Source organism: Albidovulum sediminicola, from assembly GCF_025751575.1.
GTDB classification, from domain to species: domain Bacteria; phylum Pseudomonadota; class Alphaproteobacteria; order Rhodobacterales; family Rhodobacteraceae; genus Albidovulum; species Albidovulum sediminicola.
In genome coordinates, this window is record NZ_JAOWLA010000013.1 from 60598 (window position 1) to 79101 (window position 18504).

General features: G+C 67.4%; 16 protein-coding genes and 2 pseudogenes. 14 read left to right on the top strand and 4 right to left on the bottom strand.

What is annotated here, in order from left to right:
* Positions 1-65 precede the first annotated feature (65 nt).
* Positions 66-1979, top strand: coding sequence for an ABCB family ABC transporter ATP-binding protein/permease (locus tag OE647_RS14065; protein ID WP_263722389.1), 1914 nt, complete (start codon positions 66-68; stop codon positions 1977-1979).
* Between the two features lie 15 nt (positions 1980-1994).
* On the opposite strand, the gene OE647_RS14070 is transcribed toward OE647_RS14065, so the two are convergent.
* Complete coding sequence (locus OE647_RS14070; protein ID WP_263722390.1) at positions 1995-5567, bottom strand: efflux RND transporter permease subunit; 3573 nt, start codon at positions 5565-5567, stop codon at positions 1995-1997.
* A complete protein-coding gene (locus OE647_RS14075) occupies positions 5564-6667 on the bottom strand; it encodes an efflux RND transporter periplasmic adaptor subunit (RefSeq protein WP_263722391.1) in 1104 nt (367 codons plus the stop codon). Before OE647_RS14075 ends, OE647_RS14070 begins: the two co-directional genes overlap by 4 nt.
* Before the next feature lie 225 nt (positions 6668-6892).
* Between OE647_RS14075 and OE647_RS14080 the strand changes: the two genes are divergently transcribed.
* From OE647_RS14080 to der, 3 genes are read left to right on the top strand one after another with little or no spacing between them, the layout of a single operon-like run.
* Positions 6893-7549: a tetratricopeptide repeat protein gene (locus OE647_RS14080; protein ID WP_263722392.1), complete on the top strand. Its 657-nt coding sequence runs from the start codon at positions 6893-6895 to the stop codon at positions 7547-7549.
* 45 nt (positions 7550-7594) lie between these two features.
* The gene (locus tag OE647_RS14085) at positions 7595-8950 is read left to right on the top strand and encodes an outer membrane protein assembly factor BamB family protein (RefSeq protein ID WP_263722393.1); all 1356 of its coding nucleotides are present in this window, start codon (positions 7595-7597) and stop codon (positions 8948-8950) included.
* A 52-nt stretch (positions 8951-9002) separates the two neighbouring features.
* Positions 9003-10472: a ribosome biogenesis GTPase Der gene (gene der, locus OE647_RS14090; RefSeq protein WP_263722394.1), complete on the top strand. Its 1470-nt coding sequence runs from the start codon at positions 9003-9005 to the stop codon at positions 10470-10472.
* An 84-nt stretch (positions 10473-10556) separates the two neighbouring features.
* Here the strand turns inward: der and serS are convergent, their stop codons facing one another.
* A complete protein-coding gene (gene serS, locus OE647_RS14095) occupies positions 10557-11849 on the bottom strand; it encodes a serine--tRNA ligase (RefSeq protein WP_263722395.1) in 1293 nt (430 codons plus the stop codon).
* Between the two features lie 208 nt (positions 11850-12057).
* Between serS and OE647_RS14100 the strand changes: the two genes are divergently transcribed.
* Both OE647_RS14100 and aguB read left to right on the top strand, forming a co-directional pair.
* Entirely contained in the window at positions 12058-12360 is a 303-nt protein-coding gene (locus tag OE647_RS14100; protein ID WP_263722396.1) for an antibiotic biosynthesis monooxygenase, read from the top strand.
* Between the two features lie 121 nt (positions 12361-12481).
* Positions 12482-13363 (top strand): N-carbamoylputrescine amidase, encoded by an 882-nt coding sequence (gene aguB / locus OE647_RS14105; RefSeq protein ID WP_263722397.1) that lies wholly within the window; start codon positions 12482-12484, stop codon positions 13361-13363.
* 133 nt (positions 13364-13496) lie between these two features.
* Here aguB and OE647_RS14110 read toward each other — a convergent pair whose 3' ends face one another.
* Positions 13497-13670: a hypothetical protein gene (locus OE647_RS14110; RefSeq protein WP_263722398.1), complete on the bottom strand. Its 174-nt coding sequence runs from the start codon at positions 13668-13670 to the stop codon at positions 13497-13499.
* 98 nt (positions 13671-13768) lie between these two features.
* On the opposite strand from OE647_RS14110, the pseudogene OE647_RS14115 reads away from it, so the two are divergent.
* From OE647_RS14115 to OE647_RS14150, 8 genes and pseudogenes are all read left to right on the top strand, one after another.
* Positions 13769-15303 (top strand): annotated as a pseudogene (locus OE647_RS14115) (oxidoreductase).
* Entirely contained in the window at positions 15300-16040 is a 741-nt protein-coding gene (locus OE647_RS14120; RefSeq protein WP_263722399.1) for an SDR family NAD(P)-dependent oxidoreductase, read from the top strand. Before OE647_RS14115 ends, OE647_RS14120 begins: the two are co-directional and overlap by 4 nt.
* Entirely contained in the window at positions 16037-16435 is a 399-nt protein-coding gene (locus tag OE647_RS14125; RefSeq protein WP_263722400.1) for a MarR family winged helix-turn-helix transcriptional regulator, read from the top strand. The genes OE647_RS14120 and OE647_RS14125 overlap by 4 nt, the downstream gene beginning before the upstream one ends.
* A gap of 37 nt (positions 16436-16472) precedes the next feature.
* Positions 16473-17149 (top strand): annotated as a pseudogene (locus tag OE647_RS14130) (enoyl-CoA hydratase-related protein).
* A gap of 61 nt (positions 17150-17210) precedes the next feature.
* A complete protein-coding gene (locus tag OE647_RS14135; RefSeq protein ID WP_263722401.1) occupies positions 17211-17423 on the top strand; it encodes a hypothetical protein in 213 nt (70 codons plus the stop codon).
* A gap of 275 nt (positions 17424-17698) precedes the next feature.
* A complete protein-coding gene (locus OE647_RS14140; protein WP_263722402.1) occupies positions 17699-17905 on the top strand; it encodes an acyl-CoA dehydrogenase family protein in 207 nt (68 codons plus the stop codon).
* Entirely contained in the window at positions 17902-18174 is a 273-nt protein-coding gene (locus OE647_RS14145) for a hotdog family protein (RefSeq protein WP_263722403.1), read from the top strand. The genes OE647_RS14140 and OE647_RS14145 overlap by 4 nt, the downstream gene beginning before the upstream one ends.
* A gap of 124 nt (positions 18175-18298) precedes the next feature.
* Positions 18299-18451, top strand: coding sequence for a Rid family hydrolase (locus tag OE647_RS14150; RefSeq protein WP_263722404.1), 153 nt, complete (start codon positions 18299-18301; stop codon positions 18449-18451).
* Positions 18452-18504: the final 53 nt, after the last annotated feature.

Consider the following 18504-nt stretch of genomic DNA (forward strand, 5'->3'; position numbering starts at 1 on the left):
AGGCTCTTGATAGGGTAAACCGGCCCTGCGATCAAGCGGCTGGCAAGGGCGGGCGGATCATCACGATGAGCGAACAAAAGTCGGAACGTCGCAGCAACCTGCGGACCCTCAGGCGCGTGACGCCCTATCTGTGGCCGAAGGACGAAGGCTGGGTGAAGCGGCGGGTCGTCCTGTCGCTTGTGGCGCTTCTCACGGCGCGTCTGATTTCGGTCTCCACGCCCTTCTTCTACAAGGCGGCAGTCGATGCCCTGGGCGGCGAAACCCGTGGGGAGGCCTGGCTGCTGGCCATCGGCGCGGTCGGGCTGACGGTCGCCTACGGCATTGCGCGGCTGAGCGCGGTGGGCTTCAACGAATTGCGCGACGCGATCTTCGTCCGGGTGGGGCAGCGCGCGCTGAGAAAACTCGCGCTGGAGACGTTCCGCCACATCCACCGCCTGTCGATGCGCTATCACATCACCCGCAAGACCGGCGGGCTGTCGCGGATCATCGAGCGCGGGGTGAAGGGCGTCGATTTCCTTCTGCGCTTCATGCTGCTGTCGGTCGGTCCGCTGATCCTGGAACTGTCGCTGGTCACGGTGATCTTTGCCGTGGTCTTCGACTGGCGCTACGCGGTGGTGGTCATGATCACCATCGCGCTTTACGTGACCTATACGTTCAAGATCACCGAATGGCGGGTGAAGATCCGCCGCCAGATGAACGAACAGGACACCGACGCGAACCAGAAGGCCATCGACAGCCTCCTGAACTTCGAGACGGTCAAGTACTTCGGCGCAGAGACGCGCGAGGCCAACCGCTACGACGCCTCCATGGCGGGCTACGAACAGGCGGCGATCAAGACCGGTCAGTCCCTGTCGATGCTGAACTTCGGCCAGTCGCTGATCATCACAACTGGGCTCGTGATCGTCATGGTCATGGCCGCGATCGGGGTGCAGCAGGGCATTCTGACGGTGGGCGATTTCGTCATGGTCAACGCCTACATGATCCAGATCACCATGCCCCTGAACTTCCTGGGCACGGTCTATCGCGAGATTCGCCAGGCCCTGGTGGACATGGGGGAGATGTTCGAACTTCTGGGCCAGCCGGCCGAGATCGTGGACAAGCCCGGCGCACCCGGCCTGAAGGTCAGTGGCGGCGAGGTGGAGCTTGACCGCGTGTCCTTTGCCTACGACCCCGCGCGCCCGATTCTGAAGGACGTGAGCCTGAAGGTCGCGGCGGGCGAGACGGTGGCGATCGTCGGTCCCTCGGGCTCCGGCAAGTCCACGATCGGGCGGCTCCTGTTCCGGTTCTACGATGTGACGGGCGGTGCGCTTCGGATCGACGGGCAGGATCTGCGCGACGTGACACAGGATAGCGTTCACCGTCTGATCGGCGTGGTGCCGCAGGATACGGTGCTGTTCAACGATACGGTCCACTACAACATCGCTTATGGCCGTCCCGACGCCCCGAGGGAGGAACAGATCGCCGCCGCCAAGGCTGCGAAAATCCACGATTTCATCATGTCCCTGCCCGAAGGCTACGAGACCAAGGTGGGCGAGCGCGGCTTGAAGCTGTCGGGGGGCGAAAAGCAGCGGGTCGGCATTGCCCGCACGATCCTCAAGAACCCGCCGATCCTGCTTCTGGACGAGGCGACCTCGGCGCTCGACACCCAGACCGAACGCGACATTCAGGAAAGCCTGAAGGAAATGGGTCAGGGCCGCACCGTCCTGACCATCGCGCACCGCCTCTCCACCATCGCCGACGCGGACCGGATCGTCGTGCTGGACAAGGGCGAGATCGTGGAGGAGGGCCGCCACGAGCAACTGCTGGCGCTGGGTGGGCGCTATGCCGCGATGTGGGCGCGCCAGTCGGCCGAGGAAGACACCCCGCGCGGACCTCGGCTTGTCAATCTGGAGGAGGCCGCAGCTTCGGGCGGGACTGCGGCAAACGAAGGCGGCGATCTTCCGGCCGACCGCAACTACCGGTTCGCGCCCAAGGTCTGACAGAAGCGCGGGCGGCTATTCAGCCGCCCGCAGCGGACTGGAAGGGGTTTCGGCGTCATTCTCGGTCTCCACGTCCGCCGGGTCGGGGCTTGCTTCGTCCCACAGGATCTCGGGGCTTTCGACCTTGCGCGCGGCGCTGGCGAGCGCGAGGTCGCGCGCCGCGCGGCTGCCCGCGCCCAGGGACAGCGCCTGCAACCGCCGGGCGGAGCGGAAGGCGCCTGTCTCGATCCAGACCCTGAGCGCCAGGAGCGAGGGCGTCAGCACCAGCGTCAGCACCGTCGCGATGCCAAGGCCGAAGACCACTGCCGTCGCCAGCTGCTTCCACCAGAGCGCGGTGGGACTGTCCACGGAATACCCCCCGCCGAGGAAGTCGAGGCTGAGCCCGAACATCATCGGCGCCAGGCCCGCCATCGTCGTGATCGTAGTCAGAAGGACAGGGCGGATGCGCGCCTCGGCGGTCCGGGTGATGGCCTCGATCCGGGGCATGTATTGGCTGAACTCCTGATAGGTGTCGATCAGCACGATGTTGTTGTTCACCACGATTCCGGCCAGCGCCACGATCCCGGTCCCGGTCATGATGATGGAAAAGCTCTGGTCCATGATCAGCATCCCGATCAGCACGCCCGTGGTGGACAGGACGACCGCGATCAAGACCAGCGCGGTGTTGTAGAACGAGTTGAACTGCGCCAGCAGGATCACGAACATCAGGCCAAGCGCCCCGGCGAAGGCCTGCATCAGGAAGGCCTGGCTCTCGGCCTGCTCTTCCTGGTCGCCGGTCCATTGCCAGTCGACACCGGCGGGCAGCGGGCGTTCATCCTCAAGCCAGCTGGTGACCAGGGCGATACGCTCGTTGGCGTTGATGGGCTGGCCCTCGTCATTGGTGAGATCCGGCGCCACGTCCGCCTTCACGTCGTAGTATCGCTTCTGGTTGAAGCGGTCGATGCGGCCGAGCTTCGGCACGGGGTGGCGGGTGACGAAGTTCGCCAGCGGTACCAGCCCTTCCGAGGTGCGAACCTTCAGCGTGTCCAGGGTGGAGAGGAACCGGTCCTCCTCCGGCAGGCGCACGCGGATCTCGATCTCCTCGTCCGAGGTGTCCACGCGCATCGTGTCGAGGAGGATGCCGCGGGTCACCAGCTGGACCATGCCGCCAACCGTCGCCACATCGGCACCGTAGCGGCCCGCCTTTTCGACATCGACGTCGATCTGCCAGTCGATGCCGGGCAGGGGGCGGGTGTCCTCGATCCCCTTGACCCCGGTGAGACTGGTGAACTTGGCCTCCACCGTCTCGACTGCGGCTTCCAGCGCGGCGAAATCGTCCCCCGTCAGGCGCAGGTGCAGGGGCTTGCCCGACGAGGGGCCCCGCGACTGGCTGAGTGACTCGATGCGGATGCCGGGGATCTTTTCCAGCCGCGCGACCAGCCCGTTCAGCACGACATCGCCGTCCAGTTCGGGGTCGTCCTTGCGCGTCTCCCACCGCTGCATCTCGACCTGAAGCTGCGCCACGGTGTCGAGCGGGGCCTGAGCCCCGCCGTTGTTCTGGTCGATCCCGCCCTTTCCGGCGAAGGCGAACACCGAATGGATGCCGGGGGTTTCCAGCACGATCGCCTCGGCCTCCTGCAGGATGGCGTCCTTTTCCTCCAGCGACAGGTTGCCACGGGCGCGCAGGTAGATGATCGCCTGCTCGGTCTCGCTGTCGACGAAGAACTCCACCCCTTTCGAGTGCTTGCCGTAATAGCCGAAGACCGAGATGACGACGAAGACGACCGCGGCGATCGTCACGACCGGCATGATCGGATTGCCCGCAATGAGGTGGATTACGCGGCCAAAGGGCGAACGGCGGTAGCCCGCGCGGACCGGGGCGGCCCGCGCCGGGCGGCGCGCGGCCTCAAGCGTGATTGATCCCAGTGCCGCGCCGAGCAGGAAGATCAGCGCACCGGGGACCGCGTCAAGGATGGAGGGATCGGCCAGCCGCGTCCCCGACAGGTAGCCCGGGTTCAGCATCAGCATCGCGCCGAGGTAGATCGTCGCCATCGCGGGCACGACCAGACCGGCCCGAACCGCCCAGGGCAGCGGCTTCAACATCTCGGCCAGATGTTCGAGCTTGCGCGTCATGCGGCCCGCGACCCCGCCCATGACCGGCAGGTAGATCAGCGCCACCACCAGCGAGGCCGAGAGGACGAAGATCAGCGTGACCGGCAGCATCCCCATGAACTCGCCCGGGATGCCGGGCCAGAAGAGCATGGGCAGGAAGGCGCAAAGCGTCGTGGCGGTGGAGGAGACCACAGGCCAGAACATCCGCTGGGCGGCCTCGGTATAGGCGCGCATTGGCCCCTGGCCCTCGGATATGCGCTTGTCGGCATATTCCACGATGATGATCGCACCATCGACCAGCATCCCCACGGCCAGGATCAGGCCGAACATCACGATATTGGAGATGGAGATGCCGAAGACCGCCAGGAGCGCGAAGGTCAGAAGGAACGAGGTCGGGATCGAAAAGCCCACCAGCAGCGCCGAGCGTGACCCCAGCGTTGCCAGCACCACGATCATCACCAGCGCGATGGCCGTCAGGACCGAGCTTTCCAGCTGGCTGACCATCGCCCCCACGGTCACCGATTGGTCGAGGGATGTGCCCAGATTGACCGCCGCCCGCAGTTCCGGCGGCCAGCCCGCGCGCGCCTCTTGCACCGTCTCGCGGACGAGGTTCGCGGTGTCGATGACGTTGTAGCCCTTGCGCTTGACGACCTGGAGCGCCAGCGTCGTCTCGCCGTTGAAGCGCGCGGTGCCGGTCCGGTCTTCAAACGTCAGGCGGATCTCGGCCAGGTCGCCCAGAGTCACGACGCGGTCGCCGTTCTTCTTGACCGGCAGGTTGTAGACATCCTGCGGGCTTTCGAACGAGGACGGGATCTTGACTGCGAAGGTGCCGGTGGCGCTGTCCACCTCTCCGGCGGCGATCAACTGGTTGTTGTTGCGCACGACCGAGATCAGTTCCCCGGCGGTGACGTTGTAGGCCTCCAGCCGCAGGGGATCGATCACGACCTCCAGCATCTCGTCGCGCTGGCCCGCGAGCCCCGCCTCCAGCACCGGTTCCAGCGTTTCGAGCCGGTCCTGCAGGTCCTTCGCCAGCCGGAGGAGGGTGCGTTCGGGCACCTTTCCCGAAAGGTTCACGATGATGATCGGGAACTGGGAAAAGTTGATCTCGGTCAGCGTGTACTTGTCGGCGCCGTCGGGAAACTTGGCCTCGGCCGTGTTCATCGCGTCGCGCACGTCGGCGATCGTCTTGGTCTTGTCCCAGCCGAAATCAAACTCCAGCGCCACGCCGCCATACCCCTCGGCGGCGGTGCCGGTCATCTTCTTGAGCCCGTCGATGTCCGAGAGTTCCGTCTCCATGACCTTAACGAGCAGCTTTTCGCTGTCGGCTGCCGAGATGCCGGGGAAGGGGACGGAGATGAAGATCGCCGGGATCTCGATATCGGGCTCGCCCTCCTTGGGCAGGCCGATGTAGGCGACCAGACCCGCCAGGATCGACATGGCGATGAAGGCAAGGACCATCCGCGCCCGCGCGGCGGCCCATTCGACGATGCCGGTCATCCGGCGGCCCCCCGGAAGGCCGGGGCGACCGTCACGCCGTCGGTGACGTATTCCTGCCCCAGAACGATGATGTCGGCCGTCTCGGGCAGGCCCGTGACATAGACGCCCTGCGCGGTGTCGCGGATGACCTCGACCGGAACGAACGTCGCCTTGGAGGTCGCATCGACCGTGCGCACACCCAGCCGCCCTGTGTCGTCGAGCGTGAGCGCCGAGGCCGGGATCAGGTGCGCCTGCGCGCCGTCGGCGGCGACGAGGATCTCGACCGTCTGCCCATCTCGGATCGTGAGGTCGGGGTTCGCGACCTCCACCTCCACCCGGAAGGTCCGCGTCTCTGGGTCGGCGGCGCGCGACAGGAAGGTCACGCGGCCCCGCACCTCATGCCCGGTGACCAGACGCGCGCCCGCAAGCGCGCCGACCTTGACCTTGTCGACCTCGGTTTCAGGAATGAAGCCCACCAACTTGATCGGGTCGAGCGCGATGATCGTGGCGCAGAGCCCGCCGGTCGTCAGCAGCGATCCGGTCTCTGCCGCGTCGGTCTCAAGAAGGCCGTTGAAAGGTGCCGTGAGGCGGGTGCGCTCGATCTCCTTGCGGGCAGCCTCCACACCGGCCTGCGCCGCTTGAAGCCCGGCGGCCGCCGCCGCGGCGGCGGTCTCGGAGGTGTATCCGCCGGCCTGAAGCTTGGTGGCCGCATTGGCACTGATCTCGGCCTCGGTCAGCCGCGCCTCGGCCTCGGCCAGCGCGGCGGGCCGGGTGCCCGCGTCGATCTCGCACAGGAGCGTTCCCGCCTCGACCATCGCACCCCGCCGCAGCGGGGCGGAAACGACGGGGCCTGAGGTTTCTGCCCGCACCTCGACCTGGCGCGCGGCTTCGGTCTGGCCGCGCAGCAGCACCCCGGTATCCACCGGAACGGCGACGGAATGGATCGCGACCACGGCGACGGCTGCGGCGGTGTCCTCGACCTCGGGGCGTTCGGCAGTCACGGCGGCGGCGGGCGCGGCCGCCTCGCGACCGGCAAGCCCGAACAGCCGGTCACGTTCGAAGATCAGGAAATAAAGGCTGACACAGACCAGGACGGCCGTGACCATCGGAAGAATACGCATCTAGACCTCTGGTGCGGTCCGCACCTTAATACTGCACGGCCCTTTCTTGGCGATCAACGCGCGAGTGCGTCAAGTCGCTTCTGAACCGACCGGTTCAATTTATGCCGAGCCGTGTCGGCTTGCAACCGCCCCGCGATTTGGGGAAGGCTTGGCAAGGCCAAGCGCTTGCGTGTAAGACGGTCGGCGAATGACGCCCCGGACGGGCGCGAAACGGCGGAGACGGGCGTGAGCGAGACCGACAGCTTCATTGACGAAGTGGCCGAAGAGGTGCGCCGCGACCGCTTGTTTGCGGTTTTGCGCCGCTATGGCTGGATCGGGATCCTCGCGGTGCTACTGATCGTCGGCGGCGCGGCCTGGAACGAGTGGCAAAAAGCCCAGGCGAAGGCAGAGGCCGAAGCCTTCGGCGACGCGATTCTGGCCGCGTTGGCGGCAGACGATCCCGCCGCGCGGACCGAGGCGCTGTCGACCGTCCCAACCGCGCAGCCGGGGCAGGCCGCGCTTCTGTCCTTCCTGGCCGCGGACGAGGCCTTGAAGCAGGGCAACGCGGGTGCGGCCGAAACCGCGCTGGAGCGTGTGGCGTCGGACGCGGGCGCGCCCGAGTCCTACCGCCAGCTCGCGGAACTGAAATACCTGATCCTCAAGGGGCCCGCGCTGAACGCGCAGGAGCGTGAGGAACGGCTTGCGGCGCTTTCTGTGCCCGGCGCCCCCTACCGTCCGCTTGCGCTTGAGCAGCAGGGCCTTTCCCTGATCGCCTCCGGCAAGACCGAAGAGGCGCTCGCGCTCTACCAGCAGCTGGTGCAGGAGGCGGGCGTGACCGCCGGGCTCAAGCAACGTGCGCTTCAGATGATCGTGGTGCTCGGAGGCGAGCCCGCGCAACAGTGACCAACCCGCGACCGCGTGGACGGGAAACAGGAAAGGGCAGGGGCCGTGAAGATTACCCAGGGGTTTTGCACCGTGGCGGTTCTGGCGCTTCTGGCGGGGTGTTCCGAGGGCGAACTGATCCTGCCGGGCGACCGGGTCAAGCCGCGTGACACGAGCCTGCCCGAGGGCGAGGGCGCGTTGCAGATGTCCGCCGCCTCCAATGCCTCGGGACCCGCGACGGTCCTGCCGGAGGCGGTGCCGATCACGCTGCCGGCGGTCGTCTCGAACGCCGACTGGCCGCTCAGGGGCGGCGCGGGCACGCACAAGGCCCCCCACGCCGCGCTGTCGGCATCCCCCGTTCTGGCCTGGAGTGCACCGATTGGCGCGGGCGACAGCCGCAAGAACCGGATCACCGCCGCCCCGATCGTGGCGGATGGGCGCATCTTCACGCTGGACGCCCGCGCGACCGTGGCCGCGACCGGAACCAATGGCGCGCCGTTGTGGCAAAGCGACCTTACGCCCGCGACCGACCGTGACGGCGATGCCTCCGGCGGCGGGCTTGCGGCCGAGGGCGGCCGGATCTTTGCGACCACGGGTTACGGGGAAGTGATTGCGCTCGATGCCGCGACTGGCGCCGTCGTCTGGCGCCAGCGCCTTGACGGGATTGCCTCGGGCGGCCCGTCGGTCTCCGACGGCCTTGTCTATGTTTCGACCCGCGACGGATCGGCGACCGCGCTTTCGGCCTCCAACGGTCGCATCGCCTGGCAGATCCCGGCGCTCGCAAGCCAATCCGGCGTGGTCGGCGTCGCGGCCCCGGCCTTCGACGGGCGCCTGGTGCTCTTCCCCTTCGCGAGCGGCCAGATGATCGCGGCGGAGAAGAGTTCCGGCACCGGGCTTTGGGCTGGTCAGGTCACGGGCCGCCGACTGGGGCGCGCCTATGCGGCGATCAGCGACCTGTCGGGCGATCCGGTGATCGACGGCGCGACTGTCTATGCCGGCACGGCTGCGGGCCGTCTTGCCTCTTTCAGCGCCGAAACCGGGGCACCGGGCTGGACGGCCGAGGACGGGGCGGCGGGGCTTTTCGCCGTCGCGGGCGGGGCGATCTTCCTGGTCAACGACGAGGCGCAGTTGGTGCGCCTCGATGCCGCGACCGGAGAGGCCGTCTGGCGCGTGGACATGCCCTATTTCACCAAGGACAAGGACAAGAAGCGCAAGGGCATCTTCGCGCATTACGGGCCAGTCCTGGCCGGTGGGCGGCTCTGGATCGCTTCCAGCGGCGAAACCCTGACGGCGTTCGATCCGGCGTCGGGCGCGGCGCTCCAGCAGGTCGAATTGCCTGGCGGAGCGGCCTCGGCCCCGGTGGTGGCGGGGGGCACGCTTTATGTGCTGTCCAAAAACGGCAAGCTTCTGGCTTTCCGCTGAGCCAAAACCCGTGTAAGGGGGCGGCTTGCCCCCTTTCGCAGGACCCGGACCCATGAGCTTCACCCTTGCCATCGTCGGCCGCCCCAATGTCGGCAAGTCGACGCTGTTCAACCGCCTGGTCGGCAAGCGGCTGGCGCTGGTGGATGACCAGCCAGGCGTCACGCGCGACCTGCGCGAGGGCGACGCGCGCCTCGGGCCGCTGCGCTTCATCGCCATCGACACCGCTGGGCTTGAGGACGCACGGGACGACAGCCTTCAGGGCCGGATGCGCCGCCTGACCGAACGCGCCGTCGAAATGGCCGATATCTGCCTTTTCGTGGTGGATGCCCGCGCCGGGATCACCCCCACCGACCAGATCTTCGCGGAGATCCTGCGCCGCAAGAACGCCCATGTGATCCTCGCCGCCAACAAGGCCGAGGGCCGCGCGGGTGAGGCCGGCGCGCTCGAAGCCTACGCGCTTGGCCTGGGGGAGCCCCTGCGCATCTCCGCCGAACATGGCGAGGGGATGGACGACCTCTACCGCGTGCTGGAGCCGCTGGCGACCGAGTTCGCCGCCCGCAACAAGCTCCAGGTGCCGGAAACCGATGTCGATGTGTCGGGGGACGAGGGCGAGGATGACGGCCCGCGCAAGCCCACGCTGGAACGGCCGCTCCAGCTCGCCGTCATCGGGCGGCCGAACGCGGGGAAGTCGACGCTGATCAACAAGATCATCGGCGAAGACCGGCTCCTGACCGGGCCCGAGGCCGGGATCACCCGGGACGCGATCTCCGTCACCGCCGAGTTCATGGGCACGCCCATGCGCATCTTCGACACCGCCGGGATGCGCAAGCGCGCCAAGGTTACGGACAAGCTCGAAAAGCTTTCCGTCGCGGACGGGCTTCGCGCCGTGCGCTTCGCGGAGGTCGTGGTGGTCCTGCTCGACGTGGACATCCCCTTCGAACAGCAGGACCTGCGCATCGCCGACTTCGCCGAAACCGAGGGCCGGGCGGTCGTGATCGCCGCGAACAAGTGGGACCTGGAAGAGGACAAGGCCGAAAAGCTGAAGGAGTTGCGCGAGGCCTTCGAACGGCTCCTTCCGCAACTCAAGGGCGCGCCGCTCGTCACCGTGTCGGCCAAGACCGGCAAGGGGCTCGACCGGCTCCACAACGCGATCCTGAAGGCCTACGACGTCTGGAACCGCCGCGTGACCACCGCCAAGCTGAACCAGTGGTTGGGCGCCATGACCGAGGCGCACCCGCCCCCCGCGCCCGGCGGCCGCCGCATCCGCCTGCGCTACATGACCCAGGTCAAGACCCGGCCGCCCGCATTCGTCGTGATGTGCACGCATGCTGACCAGATCCCCGAAAGCTACGGGCGCTACCTGACGAACGGTCTGCGCGACAGCTTCGACATGCCCGGCACGCCGATCCGGCTGACCTTCCGCGACCAGGGGGCGAAGAACCCCTACAAGGACAAGAAGAAGTCCATCCCGTCGCGGCTCAGGAAACACGTCGAAAAGGGCGGGACAGGCCGCAAGGCCTGATCCACCGCCCCCTTCATTCTGGCCGAAATACTCCGGGGGGGCGGGGGCTGGCCCCCGCTCCGCACCGGGGTCCCGCGCGCCGGCTCAGACCAGCACGCCCTCCGCCGTCAGCCGGGTCTTGCCGCCCAGCCAGGGCACCAGCGCCTCGGGCATGACGACCGACCCGTCGGCCTGCTGGCCGTTTTCCAGAATCGCGATCAGGCAGCGCCCGACGGCGAGGCCCGATCCGTTCAGCGTATGGACGTAATCCGGCTTGCCGCCGCCCGCCGGACGGTAGCGCGCGTTCATCCGCCGCGCCTGGAAATCGCCGCAGACCGAGACCGAGGAGATTTCGCGATACTTGTTCTGCCCCGGCAGCCAGACCTCGATGTCATGGGTCTTGCGGGCGCCAAAGCCCATGTCGCCAGTGCAAAGCACCACGGTGCGGTAGGGCAGGCCCAGCCGCTCCAGCACCGCCTGCGCGCAATTCGTCATGCGCTCGTGTTCGTCCAGCGAGGTTTCGGGCGTGGTGATCGACACCATCTCGACCTTCTCGAACTGGTGCTGGCGGAGCATGCCAGAGGTGTCCTTGCCCGCGCTGCCCGCTTCCGAGCGGAAGCACTGGGTATGCGCGGTCATGCGGATCGGCAGCGCCGCCTCCTCCACAATGTCGCCCGCGACGGTATTGGTCAGCGTGACTTCCGAGGTCGGGATCAGCCACCAGCCATTGGTGGTCTGGTAGCTGTCCTCGGCGAATTTCGGCAGCTGGTTGGTGCCGTACATCGCCTCGTCCTTGACGAGAACCGGAGTGATCGTCTCGGTCAGGCCGTGCTCGCCCGTGTGCAGGTCCAGCATGAATTGCGCCAGCGCCCGGTGGATGCGCGCGACGCCCCCGCGCAGCAGCACGAAGCGGGCACCCGACAGCTTGGCGGCGGTCTCGAAATCCATCCCGGGCTTCACGCCGGCGATCTCGAAATGCTCGACCGGCTTGAAATCGAAGCCGCGCGGCGTGCCCCAGCGGCGGATTTCCTGGTTGTCGTTTTCGTCCGCGCCCTCGGGCACGTCGTCATGCGGCAGGTTCGGGATGCCCAGGAGGATGTCGCGCAGCCGCGCGTCCTCCTCGCCGGCTTCGGCGCTGAGCTTCGCAATCTCGGCCTTTTTTTCCGCCACCAGCGCGCGGAGCCGTTCGAACTCCGCCTCGTCGCCCCGCGCCTTGGCCGCGCCGACCTCCTTGGAGGCCGCGTTCTGCGCCGCCTGCGCGGTTTCGGCGGCCAGGATCTTCGCCCGGCGGCCTTCATCGATGGCGAGGATCTCGGACGACAGCCCCGAAAGCCCCCGGCGCGCAAGGGCGGCATCGAAGGCGGCGGGATTTTCGCGGATAGCGCGGATGTCGTGCATGATTGGCCTCAAGACTGAATGTGGGCTGCCTATGCCATATCGGCGGCCCTTGTGGAAGCGCAACGACGCATCGCCGCCCGCCCGCCCGCAGTTCACCCGCGCCAGTGGGCCGCCATCTGCGGCAAGCGCGGACCACGGAAATGTGCTAGGCTTGGTCAGGCGCCGCGGACATGACGCCCGAGGTGCCGATCCGGCAGGAGGGAGTGCCATGACCGCGATGAATGTCGTCAGGATGAGGGTCAAGCCAGGACAGCAGGCCGCCTTCGAGGGCCACCACGACAGCCGCAGCCTTGCGGAGCTGAAAGGCTTGCGTGCCCTACGGCTCGTCAAGACAGGTGAGCGGGACTATGTCGTCGTCGGAGAGTGGGATGATATGGCCGCGCTCGCCGCGGCGCGCCCCGCGATGATCGCGCTTCTCGACGGGTTCCGTGACAGCCTGGAGGATCTGGGCGGCGGCCTGGGCGTGACCGATCCGCATTCGGGCGAGGTCGTCGTCGAGCGCCGCAACTAGGTCATCGCGGGGGTCAACCCGCCTCGGCCGCTTCAGACCGACCGCGCCTATCCCTTTGGGGGAATATTGCGCCGGGCCGCGCTTTGCTAAGGCTTGTCCCAGCAAAAGGGGGGGACGCGCGATGACCGAAGTGACGTTTGCGGCGACGCAGATGGCGTGCAGCTGGGATGCCGACGAGACGCTCGCAAGGGCGGAAAGCCTGGTTCTGCGGGCGGCAGAGGCCGGGGCCGAGGTCATCCTCCTCCAGGAGCTGTTCGAGGCGCCGTACTTCTGCCTGGAGATCGTGGAACGCCATCTGGACCTCGCCCGCACCTTGGAAGAGAACCGGGCCGTCCAGCATTTCCGGGCGCTGGCCCGGCGCCTTGGCGTCGTGCTGCCGATCTCGTTCTTCGAGCGCGCGGGGCTTGCGCATTACAACACGCTGGCCATGATCGATGCGGACGGGGAGATCCTGGGCACCTACCGCAAGACCCATATCCCCCAAAGCGCGGGCTACGAGGAAAAGTTCTACTTCACCCCCGGCGACACCGGCTTCAAGGTCTTCCAGACGCGGTTCGGCCGGATCGGCTGCGGCATCTGCTGGGATCAGTGGTTCCCCGAGACCGCCCGTTCGCTGGCGCTGCTGGGGGCGGAGGCGCTTTTGTTCCCCACCGCCATCGGGTCGGAGCCGCATTTCCCGACCCTCGATAGCGCCGCCCATTGGCAGCGCACGATGCAGGGGCACGCGGCCGCCAACATCTTGCCGGTGATCGCCTCGAACCGTATTGGGACTGAGCGGGACGGGCAGACGGAGGTGACCTTCTACGGCTCGTCCTTCATCGCCGACCAGACCGGCGCAATGGTCGCGGAGGCCGGGCGCGACGAGGAGTCGGTGATCACCGCGACCTTCGATCTGGCCGCGATCGCGCAGCAGCGGCGCTTTTGGGGCGTCTTCCGGGACCGCAGGCCGGACATGTATGGCGCGCTCGCGACGATGGACGGCACCAACCGGGTGGTTGGCTAGGGCCACCCGCGCGCGAGCTACGGCGCCGGGCGATAGCGCCCCTGAAGCGCCAGGGGCGCCTTGGCCTCCCGCTCGCTCAGCATGGCCAGGACCGCCGCGCGCCCTTCGTGCAGAAGCCAGGAGGCCTCGTTGATCAGCGTGGCCTCGATCCGCAGGGCAATACGGGCCGCGTCGGCGGGTGCGCACCCAGCATGGCCAGCGCATCGGGATCGGTGCCCGCATGGCCCGCAAGTTCCACCAGACGCATCGTCCCCAATCCGGCGATGCTGGCCCGTGGCTTTTCCATGCTGATCGCGTCCGCGGGCATGATGGTATCCGGTATGGAATTTCGAGCTAAAAGCTTCAAACTTGAACTTGTTTTCCGCCGGTGCCACGCTGACCGGGATCTGGGCGGAAAGGCGGCGCATGACGGTTCTGTGTCTCGGGAGCGGTCCGGCGGGGCTTTACTTCGCGATCTCGATGAAGCTGCGCGACGCTGGCCATCAGGTCACGGTGCGGGAGCGGAGCCGCGCAAATGACGCCTTTGGCCGGGGCGTGGTGCTGTCGGACGCTGCGCCGCGCCGGATGCAGCAGAACGACCCGGCCTCCACCGACGCGATCCGCAGCCATTTCGTTTGTTGGGACGACATCGTGGTTGTCCATGACGGTCGCCGCACCGTGTCGGGCGGGCGCGGCTTTGCCGGGATCGGCCGCAAACAGATGCTTGTCCTCCTGCAGGACCACGCCCGCGCCCTCGGCGTCGATCTGCGGGTCGAGACGGAGTTCGACGGGGCCGAAACAAGCTGCAAGATCTGCGAACGTCACGCTGGCGGGCATGCGCTGATGTCGCACGCCGCCCACCTGCGCGGCCCGACGGTCTGGATGAAGTTCCCGCGCGTGATCTGCGAAAGCTGGTACAACGGCAATGTCGTGCTGATGGGGGACGCGGCCACCAGGGGGTATCTCTCGATCGGACCGGGCGTACGGCTCGCCTTCGACAGCGCCATCGCGCTCGCGGACTACCTGCTTAACGAACCGCCGCTGGAGGCCGCTTTTGAGCGCTACCAGGCGGAACGGCGGACCGAGGTGCTGCGCCTTCAATCGGCGTCGCGCAACAGCCTGGAATGGTTCGAGGCGGCGGAGCGCTACCCGGACCTGCCACCGGAACAGTTCGCCTGCTCGCTGCTGACCCGCTCGCAACGGATCAGCCACGAAAACCTGCGGCTGCGCGATCCTGACTGGCTGCGGGGCGCAAGGCCTCGGTCCAGGTCCCGTGGGAGGACAACGAGATGCCGGTGACGGAGGGCGGTTGGGACATCCTCGGCCCCTCGGCGCTGCCATGGTCGCCCGATCATGCCGCCCCGCGCGCGATGACTCGCGCCGGCATGGACCGGGTGCGGGACGAGAGCCCAGTGTCGACCCTGCGCACGGACGATTGCGCCGGGCAGTTGGAAGACCGCATGCGTTGGCCGCTGGAGGTCTTCCGCGCCATGCGCGCCGCCTGGGGCGATCGCAAGCCGACGTCGGTGCGCATCTCTGCCAACGATTGGGGAGGGGATCACGGCGTGACCCCGGCTGAGGCGGTGGAGATCTCGCGGCTCTTCGCAAGGGCCGGGGCCGATATGATCGATGTGGGCGCAGGCCAGATCCCGACCGATGCGAAGCCCGTCTACGGCCGCATGTTCCAGACGCGACTCTCCGACCGCATCCGCAACGAGGCGGGCCTGGCGACCATGGCCGTGGGCAACACCACGGAGGTCGGCCAGGTCAATGTGATCCTGCTGGCGGCGCGGGCGGATCTTGGCTGCCTCGCGCGCCCGCACCTCGCCGATCCGTACTCGACGCTGCACGCGGCGGCGGAACTGGACGACGAGGCCGAGGAATGGCCGCGCCCTTGCCATCGGGGGCGCGACCAGGCGCGGCGGCTCAGGGAAAAGGCGGCGGAGGTGATCCGGGCATGAGCATGACGGGAAAACGGGTGCTGATCACCGGGGGCGGGACGGGCGCGGGGGCCGACCTTGCGCTGGGCTTTGCCCACGCAGGTGCGGAGGTCGTCATCAGCGGTCGCCGGTCCGAGCCGCTTCGTGCCACCGCCGCGCGGCATGATGCGATAAGCTGGGTCCTGGCGGACGTGACCGACGAAGCCTCGGTCCAGGCGATGTTCGCCGAGGCCGGACCCTGCCAGATCGTCATCGCCAACGCCGGTGCCGCCGACAGCCGGGTGATGGCGAAAACCACGCTCGACCAGTGGAACGCGATGATCGCGGTCAATCTGACGGGCGCCTTCCTGACGCTGCGCGAGGGGCTGAGGCAGATGGACGGCTGGGGGCGGCTCATTGCCATCGCCTCGACCGCGGGGGTGAAAGGTTACGGGAAGATTGCGCCTTATGCTGCTGCAAAACATGGAGTTATTGGAATCGTTCGGTCGCTGGCGCTGGAGATCGCCCGCAGCCCGGTGACGGTCAACGCAATCTGCCCGGGCTTCCTCGACACGCCCATGACCGACCACTCGTTGGAGGTCATCGCCGGGAAAACCGGTCGCAGCCGGGCCGAAGCCCGGGCGGTCCTGGAGGCGATGAGCCCGCAGAACCGGTTGATCCAGCCCGCCGAGGTCACGGCCTGCGCGCTTTGGCTTTGCGCGCCGGGATCGGAGGGGGTGAACGGGCAGGCGCTCTCCATCAACGGGGGCGAGGCATGAGCGATCTGTCCAAGCGCCGCCTGAAGCTCTGGATCCGCCTTCTTGCGGTCACCCGGACCGCCGAGAACCGCCTGCGGGAGTTCCTGCGCGTCGAACATGGCACCACGCTTCCCCGGTTCGACGTGATGGCCGCGCTTTACCGGCGGCGCGGGGGCGTCACGATGAGCGAGCTGAGCCGGATGCTGCTGGTGTCGAACGGGAACGCCACCGCGGTGGTGGACCGGCTGGAGGCGGAGGCAATGGTGCGCCGCACGCCTTCTCAGACCGATCGCCGCACCGTCTTCGTGGCGCTGACCGAGGCGGGGCTGGCCGCCTTTGAGACGCTGGCCGCAGACCATGAGCGCGAGTGGATGCGATCTTCGCGAGCCTCTGCCAGGAGGATCTCGACCAGTTGACGGAGATACTGAAAAGGTTTGTAAAGTAATGAGTTAGATGGCAAACCTCGCGTCGGTGTATTTCTTGTGGGAGATCCGGGACCAGATCGCGGTGATCCACCTGAACCGGCCCGACCGAAAGAACCCTCTGACATTCGAGAGCTACGCGGAACTGCGCGACACCTTCCGCGTGTTGCCCTGTGCCGGGGACGTGGATGTGGCGGTGCTTGCGCCGAACGGCGGCAACTTCTGTTCGGGCGGGGATGTCCACGACATCATCGGACCCTTCGTCAGCATGGACATGAAGGGGCCTCAGGACCGCGACGCCTGAGGCCAAGTGCGCCTTCCTTTTCACTCGCGCAGGGCTTGCTGGGTGCGACTTGGGGCCTGTGCCGCGCTGCCGCGCATCATCGGCTAGGGGTGGGCTGCAGAACTGCTGTAAATGGGGCGCAGCAAGGGGGCGCGGGAGGGCGCGGATTGGGGCTTCTGAAACGCGCTGCATCCGGCCGACCGGCTGGAGGAGGAGGCGATGGCGCTCACCCGCCGGATCGCGGCGGGGCCGGTCTTTGCCCATGGCATCACAAGATCCAGCTGAACCAGGAGTGGAACCTGGGCCTCAACCAGGCGATTGCGGCGGAGGCGCAAGCGCAGGCCATCTGCATGCAGACCCGCGATTTCGAACGCGCCTACCGTGCCTTCGTGGCCAAAAAGACGCCGGTGTTCCAAGGGAGCTGAGGTCAAGGAAAAGGGGGGCAGCCCCCCTGACCCCCCCGGATACTTGGGAATAGAAGAAAAGATGAGCGACGATCGCTTCCGGGACTGGCCCTTCTTCGCGGATCGTCACCGCGACCTGGCGGCGCGGCTTGAAGCCTGGTGCGGCGCCCAGTTGCCGGTCGATCATGACGATTCCGATGCCGCCTCCCGTGGCCTTGTCGCGGCCCTGGGGCGGGCGTCTGGCTGCGCGCGACCGGAGCCAGCGCAGGGGAGCGGCTGGATATCCGCACGCTGAGCGTGATGCGGGAGGTGATGGCGCCCCACCCGCTGGCGCGCTGACCGGCGCGCCCGGGCAGGGGTTCAAGGTTGCGATGACGGTTCAGGACCATTTCCGCCCGGCCGTCGGGGCGGCGGCACTCCGCCTTGCCCGCCGGCGCTGGAGAAGGCGTTGGCGCGGGTGCGTCCGGGGGGCTCTCGGACCACCAGATTGTGCTGGCCATCTGGCCGACATGGCGTTGAAGATCGACGCGGCGTTGCTGGTCTTTCGCGCGGTCGGGGTCAAGGATCAGGGTGCCGCGCGCATCAGCCGCGAGGGCCAAGCTTTGCGCGACCGAAGCGACGCAGGAGGTCATCGACATGGCCGTGCAGCCGTACGGCGGCGACGGGGTGCGCCACGGATCGGCGGTCGAGCGCCTTTACCGCGAAATCCGGGCGCTGCGCATCTACGAAGGGGCTTCGGACGTTCAGCGGATGGTGATCGCAAGGGCGCTGCAATGATCTACCGCCGCGCGATCCGCGTCGAATTCAACCACTGCGATCCGGCGGGGATCGTCTTCTACCCGCGCTACTTCGAGATGACCAACTCGGTCTGCGAACGCTTCTTCCGCGAGGTTGCGGGCCATTCCTGTGCCGCGATGATGGTGGCGGGTGAGGGGGTGCCGACCGAGCGCATGGAGGCCGATTTCCACGCCCATTGCGGCGCGCACCACCGGCTGACGGTCGCGCCGACGCTGTTTCTGGTCGATGGGGGGCGGCCGAAGTCCTAGCCGGATGATGTCCGTGACCGCATCACAACCGTCAGGGAGTGTTCCGATGGTGCACAAGTTCCTCCATCCCGAGGGCTGGAAGCCCGCGATCGGTTAATCGAACGGCGCCGCCGTGACGGGGCGCATGGTCTTTACCGGCGGCATGGTGGGGTGGAACGCCGACCGCCGGCTCGAAAGCGAAGCGTTCGTTGATCAGGCTGCCCAGGCGCTGCGCAATGTCGTGGCGGTTCTGGCCTACGCCGGGGCGCGGCCGGGGCATTTGGTTCGGTTGACCTGATTTGCCACCGAAAAGTAGAAATAATTTATGATGTCAGAGCTTTGGGGCTGTCT

What these genes read in the sequence shown, in the direction of transcription:
- OE647_RS14065 (WP_263722389.1), top strand. Translation starts at nt 66, where the DNA reads ATGAGCGAACAAAAGTCGGAACGTCGCAGCAACCTGCGGACCCTCAGG.
- OE647_RS14070 (WP_263722390.1), bottom strand. Translation starts at nt 5,567, where the DNA reads ATGACCGGCATCGTCGAATGGGCCGCCGCGCGGGCGCGGATGGTCCTT.
- OE647_RS14075 (WP_263722391.1), bottom strand. Translation starts at nt 6,667, where the DNA reads ATGCGTATTCTTCCGATGGTCACGGCCGTCCTGGTCTGTGTCAGCCTT.
- der (WP_263722394.1), top strand. Translation starts at nt 9,003, where the DNA reads ATGAGCTTCACCCTTGCCATCGTCGGCCGCCCCAATGTCGGCAAGTCG.
- serS (WP_263722395.1), bottom strand. Translation starts at nt 11,849, where the DNA reads ATGCACGACATCCGCGCTATCCGCGAAAATCCCGCCGCCTTCGATGCC.
- OE647_RS14100 (WP_263722396.1), top strand. Translation starts at nt 12,058, where the DNA reads ATGACCGCGATGAATGTCGTCAGGATGAGGGTCAAGCCAGGACAGCAG.
- aguB (WP_263722397.1), top strand. Translation starts at nt 12,482, where the DNA reads ATGACCGAAGTGACGTTTGCGGCGACGCAGATGGCGTGCAGCTGGGAT.
- OE647_RS14110 (WP_263722398.1), bottom strand. Translation starts at nt 13,670, where the DNA reads ATGCCCGCGGACGCGATCAGCATGGAAAAGCCACGGGCCAGCATCGCC.
- OE647_RS14120 (WP_263722399.1), top strand. Translation starts at nt 15,300, where the DNA reads ATGAGCATGACGGGAAAACGGGTGCTGATCACCGGGGGCGGGACGGGC.
- OE647_RS14125 (WP_263722400.1), top strand. Translation starts at nt 16,037, where the DNA reads ATGAGCGATCTGTCCAAGCGCCGCCTGAAGCTCTGGATCCGCCTTCTT.
- OE647_RS14135 (WP_263722401.1), top strand. Translation starts at nt 17,211, where the DNA reads ATGAGCGACGATCGCTTCCGGGACTGGCCCTTCTTCGCGGATCGTCAC.
- OE647_RS14145 (WP_263722403.1), top strand. Translation starts at nt 17,902, where the DNA reads ATGATCTACCGCCGCGCGATCCGCGTCGAATTCAACCACTGCGATCCG.
- OE647_RS14150 (WP_263722404.1), top strand. Translation starts at nt 18,299, where the DNA reads ATGGTCTTTACCGGCGGCATGGTGGGGTGGAACGCCGACCGCCGGCTC.